16 protein-coding genes, 1 other RNA gene and 7 pseudogenes are annotated in these 26,623 nt (G+C 44.0%); 20 read left to right on the plus strand and 4 right to left on the minus strand.

All coding sequences use genetic code 11. The features are described 5' to 3' along the window. Position 1 precedes the first annotated feature (1 nt). Positions 2-1,989: pseudogene (locus JCM16418_RS20925) on the minus strand (M1 family metallopeptidase). Between the two features lie 232 nt (positions 1,990-2,221). Between JCM16418_RS20925 and JCM16418_RS20930 the strand changes: the two are divergent. Then, positions 2,222-2,740, plus strand: coding sequence for a YwhD family protein (locus tag JCM16418_RS20930; protein ID WP_036652876.1), 519 nt, complete (start codon positions 2,222-2,224; stop codon positions 2,738-2,740). 112 nt (positions 2,741-2,852) lie between these two features. Here JCM16418_RS20930 and JCM16418_RS20935 read toward each other — a convergent pair whose 3' ends face one another. Then, positions 2,853-3,425, minus strand: coding sequence for a DNA-3-methyladenine glycosylase (locus JCM16418_RS20935; protein ID WP_036652879.1), 573 nt, complete (start codon positions 3,423-3,425; stop codon positions 2,853-2,855). Positions 3,426-3,709: 284 nt separating this feature from the next. Continuing rightward, positions 3,710-5,764 carry a transglycosylase domain-containing protein gene (locus tag JCM16418_RS20940; RefSeq protein ID WP_036652880.1) on the minus strand — a complete coding sequence of 685 codons (2,055 nt, stop codon included), beginning with the start codon at positions 5,762-5,764 and terminating at the stop codon, positions 3,710-3,712. 347 nt (positions 5,765-6,111) lie between these two features. Between JCM16418_RS20940 and speE the strand changes: the two are divergent. The 5 genes and pseudogenes from speE to argS all read left to right on the plus strand — a co-directional run bounded on the left by speE (position 6,112) and on the right by argS (position 11,475). Beyond that, positions 6,112-6,938 (plus strand): annotated as a pseudogene (speE, locus tag JCM16418_RS20945) (polyamine aminopropyltransferase). Between the two features lie 12 nt (positions 6,939-6,950). Beyond that, positions 6,951-7,819: pseudogene (speB, locus tag JCM16418_RS20950) on the plus strand (agmatinase). A 161-nt stretch (positions 7,820-7,980) separates the two neighbouring features. Then, a complete protein-coding gene (locus JCM16418_RS20955; protein WP_036652883.1) occupies positions 7,981-9,183 on the plus strand; it encodes a WD40/YVTN/BNR-like repeat-containing protein in 1,203 nt (400 codons plus the stop codon). A gap of 194 nt (positions 9,184-9,377) precedes the next feature. Then, complete coding sequence (locus tag JCM16418_RS20960; protein WP_036652885.1) at positions 9,378-9,800, plus strand: YwiB family protein; 423 nt, start codon at positions 9,378-9,380, stop codon at positions 9,798-9,800. Beyond that, positions 9,797-11,475 (plus strand): annotated as a pseudogene (argS, locus tag JCM16418_RS20965) (arginine--tRNA ligase). Before JCM16418_RS20960 ends, argS begins: the two are co-directional and overlap by 4 nt. A gap of 31 nt (positions 11,476-11,506) precedes the next feature. On the opposite strand, the gene JCM16418_RS20970 reads toward argS, so the two are convergent. Beyond that, positions 11,507-12,691 carry a S8 family peptidase gene (locus tag JCM16418_RS20970; RefSeq protein ID WP_036652887.1) on the minus strand — a complete coding sequence of 395 codons (1,185 nt, stop codon included), beginning with the start codon at positions 12,689-12,691 and terminating at the stop codon, positions 11,507-11,509. 530 nt (positions 12,692-13,221) lie between these two features. Here JCM16418_RS20970 and rpoE point away from each other — a divergent pair. The 14 genes and pseudogenes from rpoE to JCM16418_RS21035 all read left to right on the plus strand — a co-directional run bounded on the left by rpoE (position 13,222) and on the right by JCM16418_RS21035 (position 26,334). Then, the gene (rpoE, locus tag JCM16418_RS20975; protein WP_036652890.1) at positions 13,222-13,767 is read left to right on the plus strand and encodes a DNA-directed RNA polymerase subunit delta; all 546 of its coding nucleotides are present in this window, start codon (positions 13,222-13,224) and stop codon (positions 13,765-13,767) included. Positions 13,768-14,270: 503 nt separating this feature from the next. Further along, the gene (pyrG, locus tag JCM16418_RS20980; RefSeq protein ID WP_036652892.1) at positions 14,271-15,875 is read left to right on the plus strand and encodes a CTP synthase; all 1,605 of its coding nucleotides are present in this window, start codon (positions 14,271-14,273) and stop codon (positions 15,873-15,875) included. 157 nt (positions 15,876-16,032) lie between these two features. Beyond that, positions 16,033-16,416: a response regulator gene (locus JCM16418_RS20985; protein ID WP_036652894.1), complete on the plus strand. Its 384-nt coding sequence runs from the start codon at positions 16,033-16,035 to the stop codon at positions 16,414-16,416. Positions 16,417-16,677: 261 nt separating this feature from the next. Beyond that, complete coding sequence (fba, locus tag JCM16418_RS20990; protein WP_036652895.1) at positions 16,678-17,532, plus strand: class II fructose-1,6-bisphosphate aldolase; 855 nt, start codon at positions 16,678-16,680, stop codon at positions 17,530-17,532. 198 nt (positions 17,533-17,730) lie between these two features. After that, positions 17,731-18,982: pseudogene (gene murA / locus JCM16418_RS20995) on the plus strand (UDP-N-acetylglucosamine 1-carboxyvinyltransferase). A 206-nt stretch (positions 18,983-19,188) separates the two neighbouring features. Further along, positions 19,189-20,534: pseudogene (rho, locus tag JCM16418_RS21000) on the plus strand (transcription termination factor Rho). Positions 20,535-20,603: 69 nt separating this feature from the next. Next, a pseudogene (locus JCM16418_RS21005) lies at positions 20,604-21,877 on the plus strand (radical SAM protein). Between the two features lie 128 nt (positions 21,878-22,005). Further along, entirely contained in the window at positions 22,006-22,203 is a 198-nt protein-coding gene (gene rpmE / locus JCM16418_RS21010) for a 50S ribosomal protein L31 (RefSeq protein WP_036652899.1), read from the plus strand. A 125-nt stretch (positions 22,204-22,328) separates the two neighbouring features. Further along, positions 22,329-22,597: signal recognition particle sRNA large type (gene ffs / locus JCM16418_RS24440), an RNA gene on the plus strand. 186 nt (positions 22,598-22,783) lie between these two features. Continuing rightward, entirely contained in the window at positions 22,784-24,514 is a 1,731-nt protein-coding gene (gene dnaX, locus JCM16418_RS21015) for a DNA polymerase III subunit gamma/tau (RefSeq protein ID WP_036652902.1), read from the plus strand. A 39-nt stretch (positions 24,515-24,553) separates the two neighbouring features. Continuing rightward, a complete protein-coding gene (locus JCM16418_RS21020; RefSeq protein ID WP_036652904.1) occupies positions 24,554-24,865 on the plus strand; it encodes a YbaB/EbfC family nucleoid-associated protein in 312 nt (103 codons plus the stop codon). Positions 24,866-24,899: 34 nt separating this feature from the next. Then, positions 24,900-25,499 (plus strand): recombination mediator RecR, encoded by a 600-nt coding sequence (recR, locus tag JCM16418_RS21025; protein WP_036652906.1) that lies wholly within the window; start codon positions 24,900-24,902, stop codon positions 25,497-25,499. Between the two features lie 202 nt (positions 25,500-25,701). After that, positions 25,702-26,022: a DUF2508 family protein gene (locus tag JCM16418_RS21030; protein WP_081765531.1), complete on the plus strand. Its 321-nt coding sequence runs from the start codon at positions 25,702-25,704 to the stop codon at positions 26,020-26,022. A gap of 45 nt (positions 26,023-26,067) precedes the next feature. Beyond that, the gene (locus JCM16418_RS21035; RefSeq protein ID WP_036652909.1) at positions 26,068-26,334 is read left to right on the plus strand and encodes a pro-sigmaK processing inhibitor BofA family protein; all 267 of its coding nucleotides are present in this window, start codon (positions 26,068-26,070) and stop codon (positions 26,332-26,334) included. Positions 26,335-26,623 lie beyond the last annotated feature (289 nt).

The following is a 26,623-nucleotide window of genomic DNA, read 5'->3' on the forward strand; positions in this document are numbered from 1 at the left end:
CTCACCAGGACAGACTTCCAAGCAGAGTCTCAATCAGCTTGGTGATGCTTTCATTCCAGCGAAATAGTACGTCCTTGTCCATATCCGCTTTTAAATAGTTGTTCATATGCTTATTATCTAGCACGATGTTGTAGGATGGATCGACCATGGCCCATGCGAGAGGCGAGGTATATTGAAGCTTAAATACGGCACTCTTACCACTGCCATCCCATATTTTCTTGAGTTTGTGTCCGTCTTTAAAAGTAAAAAGAATCGGTATTTTGTCATAATTCCCACCGTTTTTGGATATGGTGATAGCTGATTCGAATAAGGGATTTGAGCCACTCTTTTTCTTCTGAACCGTAATTTGATCTACTGCAAAATCAGCCATTTGTTCGCCGTACACATATTGATCAAAGTAGCTTTTCCACGACTTACCTGTAGCCTGTTCTACGATTTTCTGAAAATCACTTGTGGTCGGATGACCAAAGCGGTACTTGCCGGTATAACGAGCCATAATTTTGTTCATTGTTGATTTCCCAACCGATTGTTCAATCGTTTTGAGGACCATTTTTCCGCGATAGTAGACATTGAGGGCATATTGATTCGGTAAAGTGTATTTCCAAGCATCTTGGGTGAGTGGTGCTGGTGTTGAGATGAGGGTTGATTGTACAGGTAGGCTCGGAATGACTCCATATTCTTGTTCCATCAGTTTATCTTCCGCATAGGAGGTGAAACCTTCATCCAACCAAGCCTCTTCAAATTCATTGCTTGCAAGCATTCCGTAGAAATATTGATGACCAATTTCGTGAATGACGGTGCGTTCCAGATCATAGCCTGGTGACTCGTCTTTAGCGCCAAAGGCGGTAACTAGGGTTGGATACTCCATGCCACCAGCACCATTCCCGGCCTCAGGAGGCACAACAATGGATAGGGTTGAGTAAGGGTAAGTGCCGTACCATCTACTAAAATATTTCAGAGCGGCTTTTGCAGCATAGAAGTACCGCTCCTTTAAATCTTTATGTGCTGGATCTAGGTAGAGCTTGATCCGAACGCCTGGCACCTCCGCCGATGAGAAGGGCTCTTCGGCTACGATAAAGTCGGGTGAGGCCGACCAAGCAAAATCATGAACATCATCTGCATAGAACTGATAAACTTTCTCCCCATTCTTGTTCTGTGCGGGCTGAACGGGGAATCCTGTTGCCGCAACTGTGTAATTTTTGGGGACATGAATGCGTACGCTATAGATACCGAAGTCGGCATAGAATTCTGAGTTACCATGATATTGATGGAGATTCCAGCCTTCGGTGCTGCGTCCACGGGTATTAGCAGGTTCATAGACACTGATTTTAGGAAACCATTGGCCTGCCATAACGAAATTGCCAGCGGTCCCCATGCGAGCGAATATTTTAGGAAGCTGAACTTCATACTGCATGCTGAGGGTAATGCTCTCGCCTCCTTTGACGGGCCTAGGCAAGCGCACCTTCATTAAGGTCTTGTCCTTGATATTGCCATCATCGGGTTGAACATATTCAAGCCGGTTCATTAGCGAAAGACCATTTTCTGTTTTCATTCCTTTTAGGGTCATGGATCCATAGCCGTTACTCGGCATGCTGTCATTACGTAGTTTGCCGCCGGATTCTTTCATAAATGTTGTTTCCATAGATGCAAAGGCATTCGGATACAGATGAAAGTAGAGCTCGTTCACTGTTTTTTACCGGGATGGGTCCAGGTCAGAGTCTGAGTTGCTTGGATAACGCGTTTGGTCGGATCGAGCTTCGCATCAATGTGGTATTCTACGATCCGTTTGCTAAGGATTTCTGCTGTCGGCTCTTGGACGCTTTCTTGTTGCTCGGGAACTGAAGCGGATGCGGGAAGCTTGGCCTTTTCCGGCGCAAAGGTAGAATGGAAATCTGCTGAAGGGTTGAAGAAGAGCCACCATGCTCCTGCAATAAGGAGACATAGAGCCAGTACAAAAGAAAAAATGATTTTGGCACGAGCTGGAGCCATATACGAAAACCTCCCGTTGACAAGCATCTAAAGCATGTATATGTTGGCTTTCCTGCGATTATTAGTTAAAATAAAATTTATATAGACTAGCTTATGAGAAACGCCTAATGTCCCCAAGAAAAGGTTGTTAGTGTGTAAGGTATAAGCGTATGTTATGTGTAGGATGAAGTCGTATTACCAGCAGATGAAATGCCAGGGTTGGCATTTTGTTTCCAAATAGGAGGGCTACGAGATGGAGAACAATGAAAAACCGGTGGGCAAGAAACAGATTGCCCTTAATATTGTCAGTGGTAAGAGCAAGCACAAGATGGGATTTGGAGCAGGTTCCATTGAACTGAATAATGTTTCACCTGTGATTATTGACCGGGGAGAGGCGATCCTTGATATTGGTGCTATGCACGGGAAGAGTAAGGCAGAGCGCCGTATGCGCTTCTCAGCAAATCGCGAAGACGTGCCGAATGGTCGTCAGGTTTGGATCGTCTGGATCGCTGTAGAACGTACAGAAGAAGGACAATGTTATGCTGGAGCTACAGCTTGTGAAATGTGGATTGATGAAGAAGAGCGCCGCGGATGGAAAATCCTTGCGGACCATGTGAATAAACTGGATGCAGCGCTGAAACGCAAAGTCATCCTCGATGAGCTTGGTTTAGAAGAGAAGCGTCTGTTGAAGGAATTATTGATTTCACATAATGAAGAATGGTGGAATAATTCACCTGACGAACTCAAGAACGCGCTCAATGTAACGGAGTAGATGAGTAGAAGCGAAGAAGGTGGAGCGGGAATTCGATCCACAAAGATAAAAAGACGGATAGCCAACAGGGCCATCCGTCTTTTTTATTTATCTAGCAGCTATTGCCTGCCAATCATCGAACTGGCTGAGCATTTTTATCGCGAATCGAAACGTAAGGATGATCTGCAATATAGAATCGCCAAGGTTTGTTGGCATATTCAGCTGCGTAATCAATATTGACACGAGGAGCTTGTAATAACGAATCGGAGAATACCTCGCCTTCCTCGAGCCGTAGCGGGCTACCCGCGTGATTTAGAGGACAGCCATTCAGGCTTTTATCAATCCGTAAAGCGCGGCATAGCTTGCCCGGTCCATTGCTCAGGTTTGCTGCCTTACCGGACACCTTGCCTCGATATTTCCACATTAGCTGCTCGTCCCGCTTACTTAATGGCTCCACGGCTCGGATGAGTACTGCTTGTGGATCGTCTGCATCACCGACGACTACATTTACACAATGATACATTCCATAGATGAGATACACATAAGCAATGCCACCGGGGGCGAACATATTCTCTGTCCGTGCCGTTCGCCGATTGTTATAAGCATGACTACCCTTATCCTCTGCTCCACCATAGCTTTCAGTTTCAACAATACGGCAGTGAATATCACCATCTTCTGTAGAACGTACCAGTGTCTGGCCAAGCAGTAGGGGCGCAGCTCAAGCGCTGTTAAGCGAAACAGATCAGGATGGAGAAGGGGCTTGCCATGATGTTGATCGGGGTAGTCCATTCAATCACCTCTTATTGTTCATTAGCGATTAGGGGTACTTTTCTTTTTCTTCTTCTATATATAGATACCCTTTCTTTCCATAGATGGAGACTACAATCGATTTTTTATTTGCTCGGACTTTACCTTATTTAAAATGTAGCACATATATCTCACGCAAAAAAAGAAGGGCGAATATATCACCCCTCTTGATTGATTATCCATTTAATCTGTAATCCATCGTTTGAAATCTGACCACCATCCGCGCTTATCCTCTGTATTTCCACTTGGTGTAGCAGGATCTTTCAAATCAGCACCATGGATTGTGCAATATTCTGTCGGTTCAGTGCCTTGAATAAATACTTCTAACTTCTTTTCCGGACAGTTTGCGGTAGCAAGCTTTCCAGTTTGTTGATCAATATAGACACTCACAACGCCACTAGGAATCGTAAAAATTTTCGGTGGGACGTTCGAGAGGGCATTCTCAGTATATTGTGCAAAAATAGGTGCGGCTCTATGTCCATCCGTTGTGGTGATTTCACGTCCCTTGTCATAGCCCACCCAAACGGCAGTAGCGAGCTCTGGCGTGAAGCCCACGAGCCAAGCGTCGGTATTGGTCGTACCTGTTTTGCCAGCGACAGGACGCTTCATCAGTGAGGAGACACGGTTTCCTGTACCGCCCGTTTCGAATACGCTCTCCATCAGATGAGTCAACACATAGGCAGCCGCTGGATCTACCACCTGTTCCTCTGACTCCTGCTCCGCCTGAAAGATGTTCCCTCCGGCTGCATCTGTAATTTTCAGTACAGCTAGAGGCTGCATTCGCTTGCCTCCGTTTCCGATAACGGAGAATGCAGAAGCCATCTCAAATGGGCTGATCGGTGAGGTGCCTAGTGCAAGGGACGGAACAGACTGTAGCGGGCTGACAATTCCCAACTTCCTAGCCATATCAATGACCTTATCGGCTCCCACTTTCATAAGCGTATTGACCGCATAAATGTTATCTGAGGCAGCAATGGCCTCTTGCATATTGATTTCACCGAGGTATTTCTCACCAAAGTTACTGGGCTGATAAGTCTTACGGTTATTGTCATAGTGAAATAATGTCGGTTCACTGTTAAACGTGCTAAGCCCCGTCATAGCTTTGGTAGAGAGAGCGGTCAGATACATAATGGGCTTGAAGGACGAGCCAGGCTGACGTGTTTTGGCAAGTGTATGATTGTATTGATTTACTTGATAATTCTTGCCGCCAACCATCGCCTTAATGTAACCCGTGCGCGGATCCATAGATATGAGTGCAGTGTCTAGATCACTCGTAGGGTCCATGCCTTTGGCAACAGCGTCCTCAGCAGCTTGCTGGGCATGAGAATCCAGCGTGGTATAAATGTTTAAGCCACCATGATCGAGCTGATCCTCGCTGATACCAAGCTGGTTCGTTACTAAATTTCTTATATAGTCACGGAAATAGGGAGCATTCACCGTCACTTTTGACTCACTCTGTAATTTGAAGTTTAATGCCTTATCGGCAGCCTCCCGAGCTTCAGTCTGAGTGATGTCTCCAACTTCGGCCATGGAGGACAATACAATTTGCTGTCTACTCTTGGCATTATCCATATGATTAAAGGGTGAATAATAAGTTGGCCCCTTAGGGATACCGGCGAGCAAAGCGCTCTCTGCTAAATCCAGTTGTTTCGCTGATTTACCAAAATACATTTGCGAAGCAGCTTCAATGCCATAGGCACCGTGACCATAATAAATCTCGTTTAGATACATTTGCAAAATATCATGTTTACTGTACTTCATCTCTAGCTGAGCAGTATACATGGCTTCTTTTAATTTACGGGACCATGTTTTCTCATGGGATAGATACAAGTTACGGGCAAGCTGCTGTGTCAATGTACTAGCCCCCTGTGAACGGTCCATGTGCTCCAAGTTCACTAGAAGTGCTCGTCCCATCCCCCATATATCAAAACCGATATGGTCATAAAATTTACGGTCTTCAACGGCGAGGGTAGCCTCGATGAGCTGGGGTGAGATTTGATCTAGAGGCACAGGCTCATAGCTGCGGCCGCTGGCTGAGAAGGAAGCAATAATATTTCCTTGGCTATCTAGGAGCCGTGAATTGCGGTCTGTGTCTGCGACAGGAAGGTTAGTTTGATATAAATATCCGAGCAGAGCGGCGATTGCGAGCAGGGAGAAGACGAACATGCCGAGCATGAACTTAAATATAGCGAGAAAATGTCTTTTTCGCTTGGGCTGTCTATCGGGTGTGTTTGGCATGGCGCCAGCCCCTTTCAGGTGGGTTTACCTACCATTATAGGAAAGCTGGCGGTTAGATATTCACGAGCGTCAAATTCAATGTCGATAAAGCGCATATAAAGTGATTTTTGCAGAACAAAAAAGGCCATAAATGCTGTTAAAAGTGATGCTTTACAGTCATTTCTCCTATCGCGTATAATGCATAAGATGTGTTTATATATCCATAGTTTGGTACAATAAAGAGCATGTGGGACTTGGACTAATTCTAGGCCATTACCTTCAAGTTCATGCAATATCTTAAAGTCGGATATGACATCATGATGGGAACGAACAGGCACACATATTCTAGCGGAAAGAAGGTTATACAAATGGAATTGTGGTTTACGGAGAAACAGACACCCGCTTTCGGGATTACTGCTAAAATTAAACAGACGTATGTCAGTGAAAAAACTGACTTTCAGGATTTGGCGATGGTCGAAACTGAAGAGTTCGGTAATATGCTTTTGCTTGATGGGATGGTAATGACAACCGTGAAGGACGAATTTGTCTATCATGAAATGGTTGCACACCCTGCTCTAAACACGCATCCAAATCCGAAGCACGTGCTAGTCGTTGGTGGCGGCGACGGTGGCGTTATTCGCGAAATTATTAAACATCCGGAAGTTGAAAAGGCAGTTCTTGTCGATATTGATGGTAAAGTTATCGAATATTCTAAGAAATACCTGCCTTCCATTGCGGGTAAACTGGATGATCCTAAAGTAGAAGTTATCGTGAACGACGGATTCATGCACATTCACGAGCATAAAAATGAGTATGATGTCATCATGGTTGATTCCACAGAGCCAGTGGGTCCAGCAGCTCCATTATTTGAACGTGGTTTCTATCAAGGAATCTACGAAGCACTTAAAGAAGATGGTATTTTCGTCGCACAAACGGACAACCCATGGTTCAAGCTGATCTCATCCAAAAGGTTAACGCAGATGTGAAGGAAATCTTCCCAATCGTACGTGTATACGCAGCGAATATTCCTACGTATCCGAGTGGTCTATGGACATTCACAATGGGCAGTAAGAAATACGATCCGCTTGAAGTCGATGAGACGAAGATTCCAGAAATGGAAACGAAGTATTACACGCCTCGCCTGCACAAGGCTGCATTCGTATTGCCTAAATTTGTAGAAGATTTGACTAAATAGGGGGACTGGAACGTGAAACTCGATCAAGCTTATTCCGGTAACGTCTTTATTTGCAGCTCTGAAAATTACGAAAGTTCCAAAGCCGTTATTTATGGTATGCCGATGGATTACACTGTCAGCTTCCGCCCTGGATCACGCTTTGGCCCATCCCATATCCGTCAAGCCTCAGTAGGTTTAGAAGAATATAGCCCATATCTCGATAAGAGCATTGTAGATCTGGAGTATTTCGATGCAGGCGATTTGCTGCTACCGTTTGGTAACGCAGCACGCAGCTTGAAGTCATTAGCGAATATGTTGGTAAAATTCTTGCAGACGACAAGTTCCCTGTGGGTCTTGGTGGTGAACATCTGGTTACATGGCCTGTAATTGAGCAGGTTTATGCTAAATATCCTGATCTGATTCTGATTCATATTGATGCACATGCTGATTTGCGTGAGCACTATGAAGGGGAGCCATTGTCTCACTCAACGCCTGTGCGTAAAGCAGCTGCGCTGATGGGTGGCAAAAATATTTATCAATTTGGTATCCGCTCGGGTTCCAAAGAAGAATTCCAGTTTGGACGCGAGAACATTAATTTCTATCCATTTGAAGTTGCGGCTCCTTTGAAAGAAGCTTTGCCTCAGATGGGTAATCGACCTGTTTATGTTACGATTGATATTGATGTACTCGACCCTTCTGCAGCGCCTGGTACAGGTACAGCAGAAGCGGGTGGAATTACTTCGAAAGAACTGATTGAAGCGGTACACTTAATCGCCAATTCCAGCGTGAATGTGGTGGGTTGTGATTTGGTAGAAGTTGCACCTGTTTACGACCACTCGGAACAAACGCAAATTGTGGCAGCCAAGCTAATTCGCGAAATGTTACTTGGTTTTGTAAAATAAATTAATGAATAAGCACCCCGGCATATCTACGAAAAGCGTAAAGCCTTTCGTAGCGGCCAGTGGTGCTTTTTTAAATTCTTTATCAATCATGGACTTATCTTGTCAGATAACGAGTGAAATTAGGGAAAAAAGGGTAAAGAATCATACATGGAGGTGTTGTTATGATCATACACAAAGCACTAAAGCGTTCTGCACTTACGTTAGCAGCCCTCGCTTTACTAGTACCTGTTAGCTGGGGCACATCTGAAGGTAAAGTTGCGGCACAAGCATCGAAAGCACCAGTGACATGCGGTACTGGAGATCACGGACTATTACAAAATATTCAGAAACAACATACGGGTTCAGATAAGGAACCTTTTCAATTTACAGACATTCAGTTCTTAACTGCTCAGAAGGGACGAGCTGCAGGTACTGGGTTTATGATCGGAACCTCAGACGCCGGCTGCCAATGGCAGGAAATCTATACGGGACAATGGCAATTTAAGCAAATCGATTTTCCAGATAATACGAATGGCTGGGCACTTGCCACCCTTCCCGGGCAGACAACCAAATATCTAATTCAAACGTCAGATGGTGGGTCACACTGGAAAAAGGTAACGAATGGTGGGATTGCTTTTGATCGTATCGATCTTATAAACAAGCAAACGGCAGTTGGATACGCTCTAAATACGGCATATCGGACGACAAATGGCGGGTTGAATTGGGTGAAAATTAAAACTCCTGCCAACACTCGCTATACTTCTTTTGAAGACCTCAAGAAAGGCTATGTACTTACAGTTGTGCCAAGTGGTGGTTATACCGTGAAGAAGACAATAGATGGTGGACTTACTTGGAGAACTCAGCTTGATGTAAAAACACAGCCAGACATGACCATTGGTGGGCAAGTGTATAGTAAGGGAAATCAAGTATGGGCTCTAATGTTTGGCGGGTCTGGGATGTCGCAGGTATCGTATTCCCTATACGGTAGTTCCGACCAAGGAGGACATTGGAAGAAAGTAATCTCACAGGCTACAGCTGGAGGAGGCCCTGCCCCAGGTGGTGGATCGGGTGTGGTAAATCAGGGACCTGCGATGCCAGGTGGACATCCTTCTAATATGCAATTAGCAGGGAGTAGCACAGCCTTTTTAGTAGGGGGTTCACCTGCTGGAGGTATGGTAGGAATCGGACGCACGTATGATGGAGGAAAGACGTGGAAAAATGTAAAACCAGACATTAACGGGTATGATGCTCGCATTTCATTCATTGATGGTAATATTGGCTGGCTGGCAGTGACTAGTCCAACTAAATCTTCCATTTATGAGACAATGAATGGTGGGGCAACATGGAATCGTAAGTTTGCTACCAAAGAAGCATTGAAACCCTAAATATAGCTTCTAATATGTGAAATGATAAGCCTGACCCTTTTGGTCGGGCTTATTTATTTACATTCAGGACAATGATATGAATAGAGGTTAATTGAAGCCTAAAGGAGACGGACAAGGGACATTTCCATTGAATTGAGTCAGTGAACTGGATATAGTAGTAGAATAGGAACGAATAGAATGGAGTATTTTTGCGTATGCCAGATATGAAAATTGCTGGAATCCGTCTTCTTAGCCGCCAAGATGGAGAAGAAGTGTTGCAGGAAATGCCCGGTGAAGTCATGGCCATGGGTCAGGCCCTATATGTAAAGTATAAGGAGCCAGCAAACGAACAGGGTCAGGAAACAAGAACGACTCTGAAGATCACGACAGATACCGTGAAAATGATTCGCCACGGCGCAGTTGAGTCGGAGCAATCTTTTCAGCAAGAGCGCAAGCATCCGGGTTTTTACCGGGCTGCGTATACGTCTTTTAATCTTTCAACGCATACTCACACGCTGGTGATGGACATGCAGGGCATGTATGGTCAGATCCGCTGGACATATGATTTATATGTGTACGATGAATGTGTAGGACATTTTGACATTAGTGTTGATATACAGGAGGAAACCCAATCATGACAGTCAATCCGTTAGAACAAATCAACCTGCTGGTTTCGGAGGCCGTTGCCGATGCGATTGTTGCTGCAGGTATTGTTAGCCGCGAGGAAGTACCAGCCATAACGCTTGAAGTACCGAAAGAGAAAAGCCACGGGGACTTGGCAACAAACGCTGCTATGCAGCTTACTCGGATTGCTAAGAAGAATCCACGTCAAATTGCTGAGGCTATTATAGAGCATTTGGATTTGAAGAAGGCTTCCATAGAGAAAGCTGAAATTGCGGGTCCAGGATTTATTAACTTCTCACTTAATAAGAGTTATCTTTATCCTGTTGTACAGCAAATTGTTGAACAAGGGGAACAATACGGACGTATTCAACTGGGTAAGGGAGAAAAAATTCAAGTCGAATTCGTTAGTGCTAATCCAACGGGAAGTCTACATTTAGGACATGCGCGCGGAGCAGCTGTAGGTGACGCGCTATGTAATGTGCTTGATTTTGCCGGATACGAAGTAACCCGTGAATATTATATTAACGACGCTGGGAAACAGGTTGAGAATTTGTGTAAATCAATTGAGGCTCGTTACATTCAGGAACTGGGACAAAGTGCGAGATGCCTGAAGATGGATACCATGGCGAAGATATTAAAGGATTTGCTAAAGAATTGGTCGCTGAAAAAGGCGATTCATTGATGTCTATGGATGCTACGCAGCGTGCTGCTTTTTTCCGTACTTATGGATTGGAGAAGGAGCTGGGCAAGATCAAACGTGATCTTGGTCGTTTTAGAGTTCATTTTGACGAATGGTTTAGCGAAACTTCACTATATGAGAACAAATTAGTTGAAGCTTCCCTTCAAGAGTTGAGAGACAAGGGACAGGCCTATGATCAAGACGGAGCGACTTGGCTGCGTACCACAGATTACGGTGACGACAAAGACCGCGTACTCGTTAAAAATGATGGTACCTACACGTACCTAACCCCGGATATTGCTTATCACCGTGATAAGTATGCTCGTGGCTATGACCGCATGATCAACATCTGGGGCGCAGATCATCACGGATATATTCCTCGTATGAAGGCAGCCATGGAAGCAATCGGTAACGATCCAGCTAAACTGATCGTACTTATCGCCCAAATGGTTAGCTTGTTCCAGAACGGTGAGAAGGTCAAAATGTCCAAACGTACAGGTAAAGCTGTAACGATGGAAGACCTGATGGAGGAAGTTGGCATTGACGCAATTCGCTATTTCTTCACGATGCGTAGCATGGATTCACATTTGGACTTTGACATGGACCTCGCAATTTCGACATCGAATGAGAATCCTGTATTTTATGTTCAGTATGCCCATGCACGGATTTGCAGTATCTACCGTCAAGCTGAAGAGCAAGGGGTTAAATTGCTAACGTTATCGGAAATTGATCTCAGCTTGTTAACAACTGAGCATGAATATGATTTGTTACGCAAAATTGGTCAACTTCCTGAAGAAATTGCTTTGGCAGCGACAAACTATGCACCACATCGTATGATTCGTTATGTATATGAAGTTGCTTCCCTGTTCCACAGCTACTATAAGGCGGAGCGGGTAATTACAGAAGATGCTGCTCAAACTCAAGCTCGTTTTGCCTTGCTTGGTGCTGTGCGTACCGTAATTGCGAACGTACTGAAGATCGTTGGTGTTACATCTCCTGAGAAAATGTAAATCATAAACATAACATAGACCATTCCCTCTTCTAGGTTGAGAGGGAGTGGTCTTTTTGATTAGTAGCATGTTTATTTCGCATACCCTCTTTGAGTAAACGCCAAGCGTTGACTTCAATGGAGCCTGAGATACGACGTTGGCCTTTTCTAAACCGTACAGGTGTAGCTGTCAGACGAAGGAGCTCTTTAATTTCAGCGGGTTTTAAGTCTGGATTCTGAGCGAGCAACAGTGCAATAGAACCGCTGACATGGGAGGTTGCCATGGAGGTACCACTCATTTCGTGATATTTCCCTCGAGTCCAGGATGAAATGATTTTATCACCCGGAGCATAAATATCGACAAATTCTCCTCGATTGCTAAAAGCTGCAATACGTCGATTTCGATCCGTTGCCCCTACAGAGATGGTTTGCTCATATCTGGCGGGGTAGTCGATGCTACGCCGCTTTCCATCATTACCAGAAGATGCCACAATGGATATACCTGAGGCGTATGCTTTGCATACAATATCGAGTAGAGCCTTACTCCGGGTCTTCATACCGAAGCTCATATTGATAATCTGCATTCGGTTCCGTACGCACCAATCAATGCCAAGAATAATATCGGAGACATAGGCGGAGCCATTAATATCGAATGCTTTTACTGGATAAACCGTTGCACGAGGTGCGACACCAATCATTCCCTCGGTACTGTTTGCGGCGGCAATGGTACCTGCAATATGGGTTCCATGTCCATTGTCATCTAAGGGCAGCATGCTGCGGTTGAGTAAATTGATACCACGACCCAAGGAGTGACGCAGGTCGGGATGGTAGTAATCTACACCAGTATCAATTACACCAATTTTAATTTGATGGCCAGTAGAGGTAGACCATGCCTTTGGCGCTTGGATTTGTTTAACTCCATAGGGTATCCCAGGACTGTTAATGGCTTTGTTGGCAAGAGTGTGAACCTTCACGGGAACATCCTGTTCTTCTGCGAGTTCGTCCTGATAGCGCGTGATAAGCTTGCTGTCGCGAGGTAAAGGGATCATAAAAGCATGAAGCAAATGGGATGTTGGTACATAGGGTGTTTCAGGCTGAGTCATTTGAATATGCTCTAACTGCTGCTGACATTCATGGTAATGCCGGGGATTGCGGAAGGTTAATATTCGTCGTTCTCCGGATTGTGTTGGATTTTCCATGTCTTCAAGCAATCTCTGTAAAAATCCGGTATAGTCCATGTTGGGCAGTCCCCCTCATAAATGAACCCTGCATAAGCATTGTATGAACGGGGAGTCGGGTACGAGTGGGAACTTGCCCTTTTTTACATAAATAGGCCCCGCCTGATTACCAAAACCGGGCGACGGACATAGTATATAGGGAAGAGACCTATCAGGCTCTTTCCCTAATCCTCGAAGGGACTCCATAGAGGATGGATACAGTCATAAGGCGGGAGAACCCGCCTTTTTTATCATGTATAAACATTTCATATCCAAGGGTTTAGAGGGTTGATCGAGACATGTACATAGGCTAGTCCGCTTTGCGACATTAAAACTTGCAATTTATTTCTAAATAGGTTTTACTTAGGTTTGTTAATGGATATGTTGTAATAAAGTGTGCAGTTATAGAGTCTAAATCTATGTAGATAGAATAATCTTACGCTGAGTAATTCCGTTCACGGTTTGGCCGATGGAGCGAGCAGCAACAAGAATTATTCATTTAAAAAATTCTGTCTGTATGGATGAACAATGCGTGAGAGGAAGTGTCCTAAGTGAGCAACCCAATTTCAAAGATGGATCCTGAGAAAATTCGTGAAATGCCAATGGTGGATTTGGCCTTTATCGTGCTTAAGGCTGCCAATACCCCATATTATTACCTTGACTTGATGAAAGAAGTTGCCAAGCTGCGTGGCTTGAGTCATGAGGAAATGCAAGACACGATCGCTCAGCTATATACGGAAATCAACATCGACGGTCGTTTTGCCTGTGTAGGCACCAATTTATGGGGACTTAAACGTTGGTACCCGGTAGATCGTTCAGAAGATCCGATTGCTAATGCTAAGCGTCCACGTATCATCAACGATGAAGATGATGATGATGACGATGACTTCAGCGACGAGGAAGAAGCAATGGATGAGAGCGAAGAGGACTTCGATCGTATTGATGAAGACCACGATGATGTATACTCCGATGACGATTCTGAAGAAGAAGAAGTCGAAGATGAGTCTATTCTAGAAGATGAAGATTTAGACGATGACGATTCGGATGATGAAGATGCTGATGATAATGATGAAGATAAAGAGTCCGCAGACCTGTAAGAACTTTGTTTAAATTGAAGTTTCGTCATTACTCACTTGACACAGAACAAGGCACAGAGTAAACTATTGCATGGGCTTATGATTGTATTTAAATATGATGACTTATAATAAAAAGTGCCCCGTACTACGGGTGTCACTTTTTTGTTTTTTATTGCTAAATGAGCTGTAACGTTAAGGCGTTTTGCTTCTCTGCCCCGTGGTAGAGGTGAGCTATATGTGACACTTTACGGGCATCTCTTTTGTGCAAATAGATTCAACTAAAGCTGCACACCCGGCACTTTGCGGCCCTATTCGTATAGTCCGAACGGCTGTGTCATCTTTAGTTTGTTCTACTTTGAAGATGCGAATGACCTACCGTGCCATTGAATTTGAGCGGCGCGTTCACAAGAGACACAAGCCAAGAAACACGTTGTCACCCGTTGCCCGATGAAATCATGGCAAACGGGTTACGCTAACATCATATGTCGCCTGAATTTCTGGACTTTAATAGGAGGGTTTTTACAGTGACAAAGTATATTTTTGTGACGGGCGGGGTTGTGTCTTCCCTAGGAAAAGGGATTACCGCTGCTTCACTAGGCAGGCTACTCAAGAATAGAGGACTTAAGGTAACAATCCAAAAGTTCGACCCGTATTTGAACGTGGATCCTGGTACCATGAGTCCGTATCAGCACGGTGAAGTATTTGTAACGGACGATGGCGCTGAGACTGACCTCGACTTGGGACATTACGAACGATTTATTGACATCAACCTGTCCAAGAACAGCAATGTCACCACTGGTAAAATATACTCCTCCGTTATTAGTAAAGAGCGTCGCGGAGAGTATTTGGGGGGGACGGTTCAGGTTATTCCTCATATTACCAACGAGATTAAAGAACGGGTGTATCGTGCGGGTCGTGAAGCGGGTTCGGATGTAGTTATTACGGAAATTGGTGGTACGGTTGGTGACATTGAAAGCTTGCCTTTCCTTGAAGCAATTCGTCAAATCAAGAGCGAAATCGGTCGCGAGAACGTAATGTACATCCATGTTACTCTCATTCCTTACATCAAGGCTGCTGGTGAAGTGAAGACGAAGCCAACACAGCATAGTGTAAAAGAACTGCGTAGCATTGGAATTCAGCCAAACGTTATCGTTTGCCGGACAGAGCATGAGTTATCCGTTGATATGAAGGCTAAAATTGCTTTGTTCTGCGATATCGATGAGAACGCAGTGGTTGAATGCCGTGATGCGGCAACTTTGTATGAAGTACCTTTGAACCTTCGTGATGAGGGATTGGATGAAATTGTAGTTAATTATTTGAAGCTAACTACTCCAAAACCGGATATGACAGAATGGGAAGCTATGGTTAAGCGCATCCAGAAGTTGGACAAGACTGTGGAAATTGCGATTGTTGGTAAATATGTCGCATTACATGATGCTTATTTAAGTGTTGTTGAATCCCTATCTCATGCAGGGTTTGCCTCAAACGCTGAGGTTAAAGTTCGTTGGGTTAATGCTGAAGAAATTACAGATATGAACGTAAGTGATCTACTTAAAGGAATCGGTGGTATTCTTGTACCAGGTGGTTTCGGAGATCGCGGTATTGAAGGTAAAATTTCAGCGATTCGATATGCGCGTGAGCAGAACATTCCGTTCTTCGGTATTTGCTTGGGTATGCAAGTCTCTGTTATTGAATATGCACGCTCTGTTGTTGGACTTGAAGGAGCGAACAGCTCTGAAATTAATCCTGCTACAGATTATCCTGTTATTGACCTGCTGCCAGAGCAAAAAGATATTGAGAATCTGGGCGGTACAATGCGACTAGGACTATACCCTTGTAAGCTACAAGAGGGCTCTCTGGCTATGTCTTGTTATGATGATGAACTTGTCTATGAAAGACACCGTCATCGGTATGAATTCAACAACCAATACCGCGAAGCTATTGAGAAGGCTGGACTGATTATATCCGGTACATCTCCAGATGGTCGTCTAGTTGAAATTGTTGAACTTCCTGGACATCCTTGGTTCCTTGCAGTGCAATTCCACCCAGAATTCACATCGCGTCCTAACCGTCCGCAGCCGTTATTCCGTGAATTTGTAAAAGCGTCACTTCTATCTCAATCTAAATAAATGATTATATAGGGCCTCTTCGGAGGTCCTTTTTTCATTTTTGCGAAGTAGCAGGATTTCGAGTTTAGAGGGCGAATAACATTAATTGGATAAGATAGATAAATGTATTTATTAAGGACATTTTCGGGGGCAGGTTGATTGTAGGGAGGTTTATGGATTGGATAAGAAGAAAGTGTTGATCGTCGATGATCAGAACGGTATCCGCATTTTATTAATGGAAGTGTTTAGTACTGAAGGTTATACGATGTATCAGGCGGCCAACGGGAAGATTGCTTTAGAAATTGTAGAGAACGATGTGCCCGATTTAGTTCTGCTCGATATGAAGATTCCTGGGATGGACGGACTAGAGATATTGAAGCATATCAAAGAAATGAATCCTTCCATTAAAGTCATCATGATGACGGCATATGGCGAACTGGATATGATTAAAGAAGCAACTGAACTTGGTGCACTCATGCACTTTACGAAACCGTTTGATATTGATGAGATGCGTGTTGCTGTAAACATGCAATTGAAGGGCAGTTCGGTTAAATATGTATAATAGACAGAATTCTGCTCTGAGCAGAATTCTTTTTTTGGTTAAATAACCTCAATTTTATAAAGGTTTGAACCATATTTCTTACATAAACGGTTCCCTAAATTAGAAGTGGGTAGCGGCCTTTCAAGTGATTTAGACGTTATTCTGCGTGTGAAATGTAAATGCTTGTTTAGTATTTTTGAAATGATGTGGTATAATGAGTCCGAAGTGAGATGTCGGCTTAAAATTACAGATAAAACCAACATTCTTAGGAGGTTTGAAACCATGCCATTAGTATCCATGAAAGACATGTTAAACAAAGCACTTGAAGGTAAATATGCTGTTGGTCAATTCAACATCAATAACCTGGAGTGGACTCAAGCAATTCTTGGTGCCGCAGAAGAAGAGAAGTCACCTGTAATCCTTGGTGTTTCTGAGGGTGCAGCACGTCACATGAGCGGTTTCTATACAGTTGTTAAAATGGTAGAAGGACTCATCCATGACATGAAGATTACTGTTCCTGTCGCAATCCATCTTGACCACGGTTCAAGTTTTGACAAGTGTAAAGAGGCAATTGATGCAGGATTCACATCTGTCATGATTGATGACTCTCATAGCCCAATCGACAAGAACATCGAGACAACTAAAAAAGTTGTTGAGTATGCACATGCTAAAGGTGTTTCCGTTGAAGCTGAAGTTGGAACAGTTGGCGGTCAAGAAGATGATGTTATCGGTGGCGTTATGTATGCGAAGCTAGAAGATTGCGTACGTATTGTTAAAGAAACAGGCATCGATACACTTGCTCCAGCACTTGGATCGGTTCATGGACCATACAAAGGCGAACCAAACCTTGGATTTGCTGAAATGGAAGAAATCCGTAATGCAATCAGCCTTCCGCTTGTTCTTCATGGTGGTACGGGTATTCCGACACATGACATCAAGAAATCGATTTCACTCGGAACTTCTAAAATTAATGTAAATACAGAGAATCAAATTGAATTCTCTAAAGCAGTTCGTGAAGTACTTGCTGCTAAACCAGATGCTTATGACCCACGTGCTTACATCGTGCCAGGTCGTGATGCGATCAAACAAACCGTAATTGGTAAAATTCGTGAGTTTGGATCCAACAACCAAGCATAATACGTTTGTGGAATGCTTGCGATAGGTTCAAAATCGATTGATATGTAATTGGATTTGGACAGGCCATTCATGGTCAGTCTAACTAAATAGTATGGAATGGAGAGCACACCGCTTAGCCGGTGTTTTTCCATTTCATACACACTAAAAAACACGGAACTATTTTGCGGCTGCGAAGTATGTGGGGGGAACCTTAAGCTTATGGAAAAATTAATGATTAGCGGTGGACGCCCACTGCAAGGCACCGTTTCAATTAGTGGTGCAAAAAACAGCGCAATTGCGTTAATTCCTGCTGCAATTTTAGCAGATTCAGAAGTGATTCTGGATAACTTGCCTCTCCTGAGTGATGTGGCTGTTTACGCAGAAATTTTAGAAGAACTAGGTGCTAAGGTTTCGTGGGATGGTAGTCAGATGAACATTGACCCTTCTCGAATTGTATCGATGCCTATGCCAAATGGCCCTGTTAAGAAGCTTCGCGCCTCCTACTATATGATGGGAGCGATGCTTGGAAGATTTAAAGAAGCCGTTATTGGACTTCCGGGTGGATGTAACTTTGAACCTCGCCCAATCGATCAACATATTAAGGGATTTGAAGCATTGGGAGCTACGGTTACCAATGAACATGGTGCCATCCATTTGCATGCTAAAGAGCTGCGCGGCGCCAAGATTTATCTGGACGTATCAAGTGTAGGTGCAACCATTAACATTATGCTGGCGGCTGCAAGAGCTACCGGATCAACTATTATTGAAAATGCGGCTAAAGAGCCTGAGATTATAGATGTAGCAACACTTCTTAATTCTATGGGAGCCGTGATTAAAGGTGCAGGTACGGAAACGATTCGTATCGAGGGCGTTACCGAACTTCACGGCTGCCGTCACTCCATTATCCCTGACCGTATTCAGGCGGGCACATACATGATCGCGGCCGCTGCTACACGTGGCGATGTCCTAATCGACAATATTATCCCTAAGCATTTGGAGCTTTGACCGCCAAATTGATCGAAATGGGCGTAAAAATTGAAGAGCTGGACGAAAGTATTCGTGTTATCGGTCATTCCAACTATGAACATGTCGATGTGAAAGCACTGGTCTATCCAGGGGTTCCTACGGATTTGCAGTCCCCTATGACAAGCCTTTTAACCCAGGCTAAGGGAGTCAGCGTACTAAGTGATTTTGTGTATGGTAGTCGATTCAAACACGTTCCCGAACTCGTGCGCATGGGTGCAAAAATCCGCGTGGAGGGCCGCTCGGCATCATAGAACAAAGTCGTCTTAATGCTGCGAAGGTCAAAGCAACGGATTTACGTGCAGGTGCTGCGCTTGTTATCGCTGGACTTACTGTGGAAGAAGGTATTACGGAAGTTACTGGCGTAGAATTTATTGATCGGGGTTATGATCATTTAGTCACGAATCTTCGTTTACTTGGTGCTGACGTCTGGCGTGAGAACGATTAATACTCCATTAGTAAAGTAGGTAAAATCTCAAGAGGTGTGCAGAGCAGAAAACGTCTGATTTGAATGGACTAATTTGGGTATACACTGCATATCTCTTTCTCATTTGGGTAATGCTATTCTAATGAGGATTTTCATAGACTGATAGTTTATTGTAACAAAAGAATAACGCAATTTTGGTCTCATAAAATTGAATAGGTGGTTATTACATGGATTTGCAAATTGCCGATTTGGAAGAAATGAAGCTAACCGATTTGTATAAACTGGCGAAAAAATACCAGATTTCGTACTATGGACAGCTGAAGAAAAAAGAATTAATTTTCGCTATTATGAGAGCTCAAGCAGAGCAAAGCGGACTTATGTTTATGGAAGGCGTATTAGAAATCCTCTCCGAAGGCTATGGCTTCCTTAGACCGATAAATTACTTGCCGAGTACCGAAGATATTTATATTTCAGCTTCACAGATTCGTAAGTTTGATTTGAGAACGGGAGATCTCGTCTCAGGGAAATGCAGGACACCGAAGGAGAATGAACGTTATTTCGGACTTCTGCAGGTCAATGCAGTCAACGGAGAGAATCCAGAAACAGCGTCAGAACGGCTTCACTTTCCAGCATTGACTCCTCTATATCCACAAAAGAAACTTGTACTTGAAACATCCCCTACCCATTTATCTACTCGTATCATGGATTTGCTCGCCCCAGTGGGTCTGGGACAGCGTGGTCTGATTGTAGCACCTCCAAAAGCAGGTAAAACGCTCCTCCTTAAAGAAATTGCCAACAGTATTTCAACCAACAATCCCGAAATCTCACTGTTTGTATTACTCATTGATGAACGCCCGGAAGAAGTTACGGATATGCAGCGTTCTGTTAAAGGAGAAGTTGTGGCCTCGACGTTCGATGAATTACCAGAGAATCATATTAAGGTAGCCGAACTTGTCTTGGAACGTGCTTTGCGGTTAGTGGAACATAAGAAGGATGTCGTTATCCTCATGGATAGTATTACCCGCTTGGCTCGTGCTTACAACCTAGTTATTCCTCCTTCTGGTCGTACACTTAGTGGTGGTATCGATCCAGCTGCATTCCATCGTCCGAAGCGTTTCTTTGGATCGGCTCGTAACGTGGAAGAAGGCGGTAGTCTTACGATTCTGGCTACAGCTCTAATTGATACTGGCTCACGTATGGATGATGTTATATATGAGGAATTTAAAGGAACAGGTAACATGGAACTGCACCTAGATCGTAAATTGCTGAACGTCGTATTTTTCCAGCTATTGACATTCGCCGTTCCGGTACACGCCGTGAAGAGGATCTGTTAACTAAAGAAGAACTGGATACCATTTGGGCTATCCGTAAAAATATGAATGAATCGGTCGACTTCGTTGATGGTTTCTTGAAGAAATTGCGTGATTGCAAAACGAATCCAGAATTCATAGCATCATTTGATGTTAATGGTGGTAAACCAAGTAAGCCAAGTACTTCATCTAGCAGTCATAGTAGTGGCGGTGGTAACCGTCGTACTACACGACCTACCGCTGCATCAATGCCAATAACCTAACGGTTGGATAATATATCAATCAACACATCATGAAGATTTAAAGACTTTGTTATAAAAGAGGGGAACAACATGTATCTGGTATATGCAGATGAAAAAGGCAATGTATTTGACCATCCTACACTCTACGGAATGGCCCGCAGTGGGGATATGATCGTGGAAATCATGGAGGATGAGCTAATCCCGCTGCCTGAGGGGGCCACGCTGGTCGGTTTGCCCAGCACCCGCGCCGTCGGCATGGATCCGGAAACCGGAGAAATGATGCCGCTACCCGGGGATGCTCAGGCTGTAGGCGCACTTTTACCGCAGGGATTTACTCGGCTATGTCTTCCTGGTTATGTCAAAACGGATAAAGATTATAAACTTCCGCTATTCGGTTATTCAGCAGTTGTCTGGAAAGACGGAGGCTTTTATGTGGCGGCACGCTTGTCGGATGATCCAATGAAATGGAATCCGATTAATTGCGATGTTACCAAGTTGAAATTGGGTGTTAAGCACTTAACGGCTAAGTATCCAGACAATCGGTTGTATCAACATATGTCCAATTGTGCACTTGGATACGAGTGTTTGACGGCATCGAACACTTTCTTGAACCGTTGGGAAGGGGCAGTGCCTGTATCGTATTCTTGTAATGCTGGATGTTTTGGTTGTATATCGGAGCAGCCGGATGATAGCGGTTTTGTGGCTCCTCAGACACGTATGAATTTCAAGCCTAGAGTGGAAGAACTAGTCGAAATCATGCTTGAGCATCTGAAGACTCCGGAATCCATTATTAGTTTCGGGCAGGGATGTGAGGGTGAGCCCTCTACTCAAGCGAAGATTATTATTGAAGCGATGCGTGAGGTACGCTCCATAACGGATATGGGATATATTAATATTAATACCAATGCTGGATTGACTGATTTTATCCGTGGTATTGTTGATGCTGGGCTAGACTTAATGCGTGTCAGTACCATTAGCGCATTGGATGGCCACTATAATGCATACTATAAGCCGCGTAAGTATACACTAGCCAACGTGGAGAAGTCGCTCAAATATGCTACAGATCAAGGGGTCTATACTTCTATTAACTATTTGATCTTCCCTGGGGTTACTGACCGAGAAGAAGAGATCGAAGCCATGGTAGAATTTGCTCGGCGTACAGGTCTTAAGTTAATTCAGCTACGGAACCTGAATATTGATCCTGAGAGTTATTTAGGACTTATTCCTCCAGCTCAGGGTGAAATTTTGGGAATGAAGCAGGCAATTGAGATATTTGAAGCGGAACTACCGGATGTAGTGATCGGTTCCTATACTCATGTACACCTGTGGGGATGAGAAGACCGAAAAAGGCTATTTTGACCTAGGGTGAAGTCTTTTAAGAAAGAACAAATTCAATAATGATTGATTATTATATTTGTCCCTGTTATAATTAGAAGTGTATCGATATAACTCTGGGCACGCATGAGGTTCAGGGCAAAAAGAGGTGAAAGTCATGAATGAAGCAATTCAACCAAAATTTAACGTAACAACTGTAACTTGCGCTTGTGGTAACAAGTTCGAAACAGGTTCAGTTAAAGAAGACCTTCGCGTCGAAATTTGTTCCAACTGTCATCCATTCTTCACAGGTAAACAGAAGTTCTTGGATGCAGGCGGTCGCGTAGATAAATTTAAGAAGAAATACGGAATCTAATTCCATTTATGAGATTAATGATAACTCCTCTGCCTTTAGGCGGGGGAGTTTATTTTTATCTAATTGATTTTACAAAATAATGCATCAGTTGCACTTTACGCAGAAATGAACTATACTAATTCTTGCCGTGCTAGACGGGGAGGTAGCGGTGCCCTGTAACTCGCAATCCGCTGTAGCGAGGTTGAATTCCTGTTAGAGGTTTTGCCGATGTGAGGTCTTGGTCCCTGCGTGCTATGTTGACGGTTGGGTCCTCCGCAATGAGTACTTGTGAACCTGGTCAGGTCCGGAAGGAAGCAGCCATAAGCAAGTTCACTCTTGTGCCGGAGGATTGCCTAGCCCGAGTAGCGTCGCAGGGCTGCCGCTTGGATCGCAATTATCAATAACAGGTGTGCGGCTTAACTTAATGAAAATTAGCATCTTTGTCGTGATGGCGGAGGTGCTTTTTGTTTATATATTTGTATGGAACTAAGGGATATCATTTGAAAAGCGTCCAGTATACGTTTTGCTGAACGAAGGATTATAGTATAATAATGAAGCACCAAATGCCACGCAAGGTGGAAGTTGAAAGAGGGTATAGCTTGTGGAACATATAGCGCTGTACCGTGCCTGGAGACCACAATCGTTTCAGGACATGGTTGGGCAACAGCATATTATTCAAACGCTGCAGAACGCAATTCGCGAACAGCGGGTGTCCCACGCGTACCTGTTCAGTGGACCGCGCGGAACCGGTAAGACGAGTGCTGCTAAAATATTGGCGAAAGCCGTTAACTGTGAGCACGGACCTGCACCGGAACCTTGCAATGAATGCGAGACTTGTCGCAGAATTACAGCCGGAGCTTTAATGGATGTGCAGGAAATTGATGCCGCATCGAATCGTGGGGTAGAGGAAATCCGCGATTTACGGGAGAAAGTGAAATATGCACCTACGGAAGCTCGGCAAAAGGTTTATATTATTGACGAAGTGCATATGCTGACGACAGAAGCCTTTAACGCTTTACTAAAGACTCTGGAGGAGCCTCCACTACATGTGATGTTTATACTCGCGACCACAGAGCCGCACAAGCTGCCAGCGACGATTATATCGCGATGTCAGCGATTTGATTTCCGCCGTGTTTCTCTAGATGAACAAACTAAACATCTAGAAGACGTTTCGAAGCAGGAAGGTATTGAGGCAGAGCAAGCAGCGCTACAATATATTGCCCGTTTGTCGGATGGCGGAATGAGAGATGCTTTAAGCATACTGGATCAGATCTCCTCTTTTACCGGGGGAAAGGTGACCTATGAGCAAGTTCTTGGTATGACAGGTGGTATTGCCTCGGAACAGTTTGCTAAACTAGCAGGAGCGATGCTGAAGGACGATGTCGGTGAAGTACTTCAGATTGTTGAAGACTTTATGCAAGAAGGCAAGAGCGCCGATAAGTGTATGGAGAACCTGCTTTATTATTTCCGTGATCTGCTCCTCATCAAAATGGTTCCGCAGGCAGACAAGCTCACGGACCGGGTTCTTCATCCTGAGGAGTATAAGGAAATGGCTTCGGCCTTTACTCGAGAACAATTATTTCAGATGATTGATACACTGAATCACTATCAAAGTGAAATGAAATATGCTTCACAGCCACAGACATTGTTTGAGGTAGCATTGCTTAAGTTATGTGGTACGCCGAAGCTTACGAATGAGAGCGTAATTCAACAGAGCGCTGGACAGCAGCAAGCCGCATCTGCCGGCTCTGCTGAAGTGAATCAACTGAAGCAGCAATTAGCGACACTGGAGAAAAAACTGGAGAAATTCATGCAATCGGGAGCGCCCGCAAGTTCAAATAAACAAGCGGCTAGTACTCCTGCACCACGAATGTCTTCGAAGGCTAAAATTCCACCGCATATGGATCAATACCTTGCTCATAAAGATAGTCCGGAATTTACTGATATTCAGCGGCAGTGGGGACAGATTTTACAGGGCGTGAAGGATGAGAAGGTCACAGTCCATGCTTGGTTTGTGGATGGAGAACCGGCTTCAGTAACAGAAGATGCGGTACTCGTTGCTTTTAAAAATAATATTCACCGAGAGACGACAGAGAAGCCAGCTAATAAGCAGGTTATCGAGAATGTCCTCTTGTCCAAGACAGGAAAACCATATCATCTTGTGACCATGATGCAAAAGGACTGGTTGTCCGCCTTGGAAGGTGACACTCATCAAACATCAGAAGAATTGAAGCTTGAACATGAGCATGAGGGTAAAGACCCGAACGCTAAACCCTGGATTGATGAGGCGCTTCATATCTTTGGCGAAGACCTCGTGATCATAAAAGATTAGCACGACTTGTGCACCCAAAACGCAAAGGAGAGGTTACCCGTGAACAATATGAACCAAATGATGAAACAAGTGAAGAAAATGCAGGAGCAAATGCTGAAGGCTCAGGAGGAACTTGCTGATAAAAAGGTTGAGGGAAGTTCAGGTGGCGGCGTTGTTACTGTTGAAGTGAATGGTCACAAGAAATTATTGTCTATCACAATTAAACCAGAAGCCGTAGATCCAGAAGACGTTGAAATGCTACAGGATCTTGTCATTACTGCTGTGAATGATGCTTTGACTAAAGCGGATGACATTGCAAATGCAGATATGGGCAAGTTTACAGGTGGAATGAAAATCCCCGGCTTGTTCTAGAATTATAATTTAAGTCAGAAGGAGTTCCTGCGTCTTGTATTATCCCGAACCGATCGCGAAGCTGATCGATGCGTTTACTCGTTTGCCAGGTATTGGGCCGAAGACTGCGGCTCGCCTAGCTTTTCACGTGCTGAATATGAAGGAAGATGATGTGATTGATTTCGCTAAAGCACTAGTTAGTGTTAAACGAAACCTACATTATTGCTCTGTTTGCTGCAATATTACGGATACGGACCCATGCCGAATATGTCAGGATAAAACACGTGATCCATCTGTCATTTGCGTCGTCCAAGACCCTAAAGATTTGGTCGCTATGGAGCGAACGAAGGAATTTAACGGGTACTATCATGTTCTTCAGGGTGCGATTTCTCCAATGGAGGGTATTGGTCCGGATAATATTCGGCTTAAAGAATTACTGACACGTCTCAGTGATGAACGCATTAAAGAAATGATTCTTGCGACCAATCCCAACATTGAGGGAGAGGCAACTGCGATGTATATTTCTCGTCTAGTTCGTCCCTTTGATATCATGGTAACTCGTATAGCACATGGTTTACCGGTCGGAGGAGACCTTGAATACGCGGATGAAGTAACGTTGTCCAAAGCGTTAGAGGGTCGTCGTCAATTGCGCTAGCCATTGTATTCTTATATATTTTTATGTCTTTGTTTTCGCGCTTGTTGAGATAATCGGCACGTGAAGGTTGAGAGAACTAAGGGGAGCCCAAGAGGCTCCCTTTTTTTGGTTCTAAGTTTGTCCTTTTTTCGATATGAATGAAAGTGGAACTGTAGTCTGGTGAAACATTTCGTATCATATTTAGGAAAATGGGGGAGAGGTCATGGGTTGGTTTATTAAAAGTAATCAAGGGTTATCTAGGTGGCAAAGAAAGAACGAGCAGATAAAGGAGCAAGAAGAACGATGGAATACTTATGAGGATGTGAGAAATGCACGCGTGGAATGGGAACAAGCGCGAATGCATTTTGAGCAGGCGATGGGTGAAGATCAAATCGATTACGCGATTTATATGCTGGAGGCAGCAGAGCGTAAGTATCAAATTGCTTTGAAGAAAGCTAAGTATATTGGACTTAATCGTACAGAAGTAAGGCAACCACATAAGAGTAATGTCAAGAGAGATGCCAATCATAAGGCGCTGAGCTAAGAGAAATAGAACAAACAAATCTCGGTTAACAAAGGAGAGTTCACTGTGAAGACAATAGTAATGGGTGTATTAGTTATATCGCTAATTCTTCTTTTCTTTATTGGTATACGGAAAAAACTTGGTTTTGGATGGATTACAATCTTTGGTGCTCATTTAGTGTTCGCTGCTTTAGGTCTTTATCTAGTAAATTTCTCTGGAATCATGACAAATGTCTACATACCGTTGAATCCCACTACTATAGGAACCGTAACGGTTTTAGGGCTTCCGGGCGTAGCTTTGTTATATGCATTAAAAATAACTTTGATTGGGTAGTTGACGGCAGCTGAGTTTATATGTTACATTATATCTCGCCCCTTAAAAACGGTGTCCAAGCTTAGCCGAAAGGCAAAGGAGAAATCAAAAAGATTTCAAAAAAAACACTTGACGAAATAACGGGCAGCATGATATATTATAAAGGTCGCCACTGAGACAAACTGGTAGCGACGAAAGAGAAATTGATCTTTGAAAACTGAACAACGAGTGAGTAAAGATTTCGCTTGCGAAATCTAACGCGAGACCATTTAGTACATGCCGTAAGGCTGGATAAATGGTGGAGCAAAAA

It is taken from the genome of Paenibacillus pini JCM 16418 (assembly GCF_000576305.1).
GTDB classification, from domain to species: Bacteria; Bacillota; Bacilli; order Paenibacillales; family Paenibacillaceae; genus Paenibacillus_AQ; species Paenibacillus_AQ pini.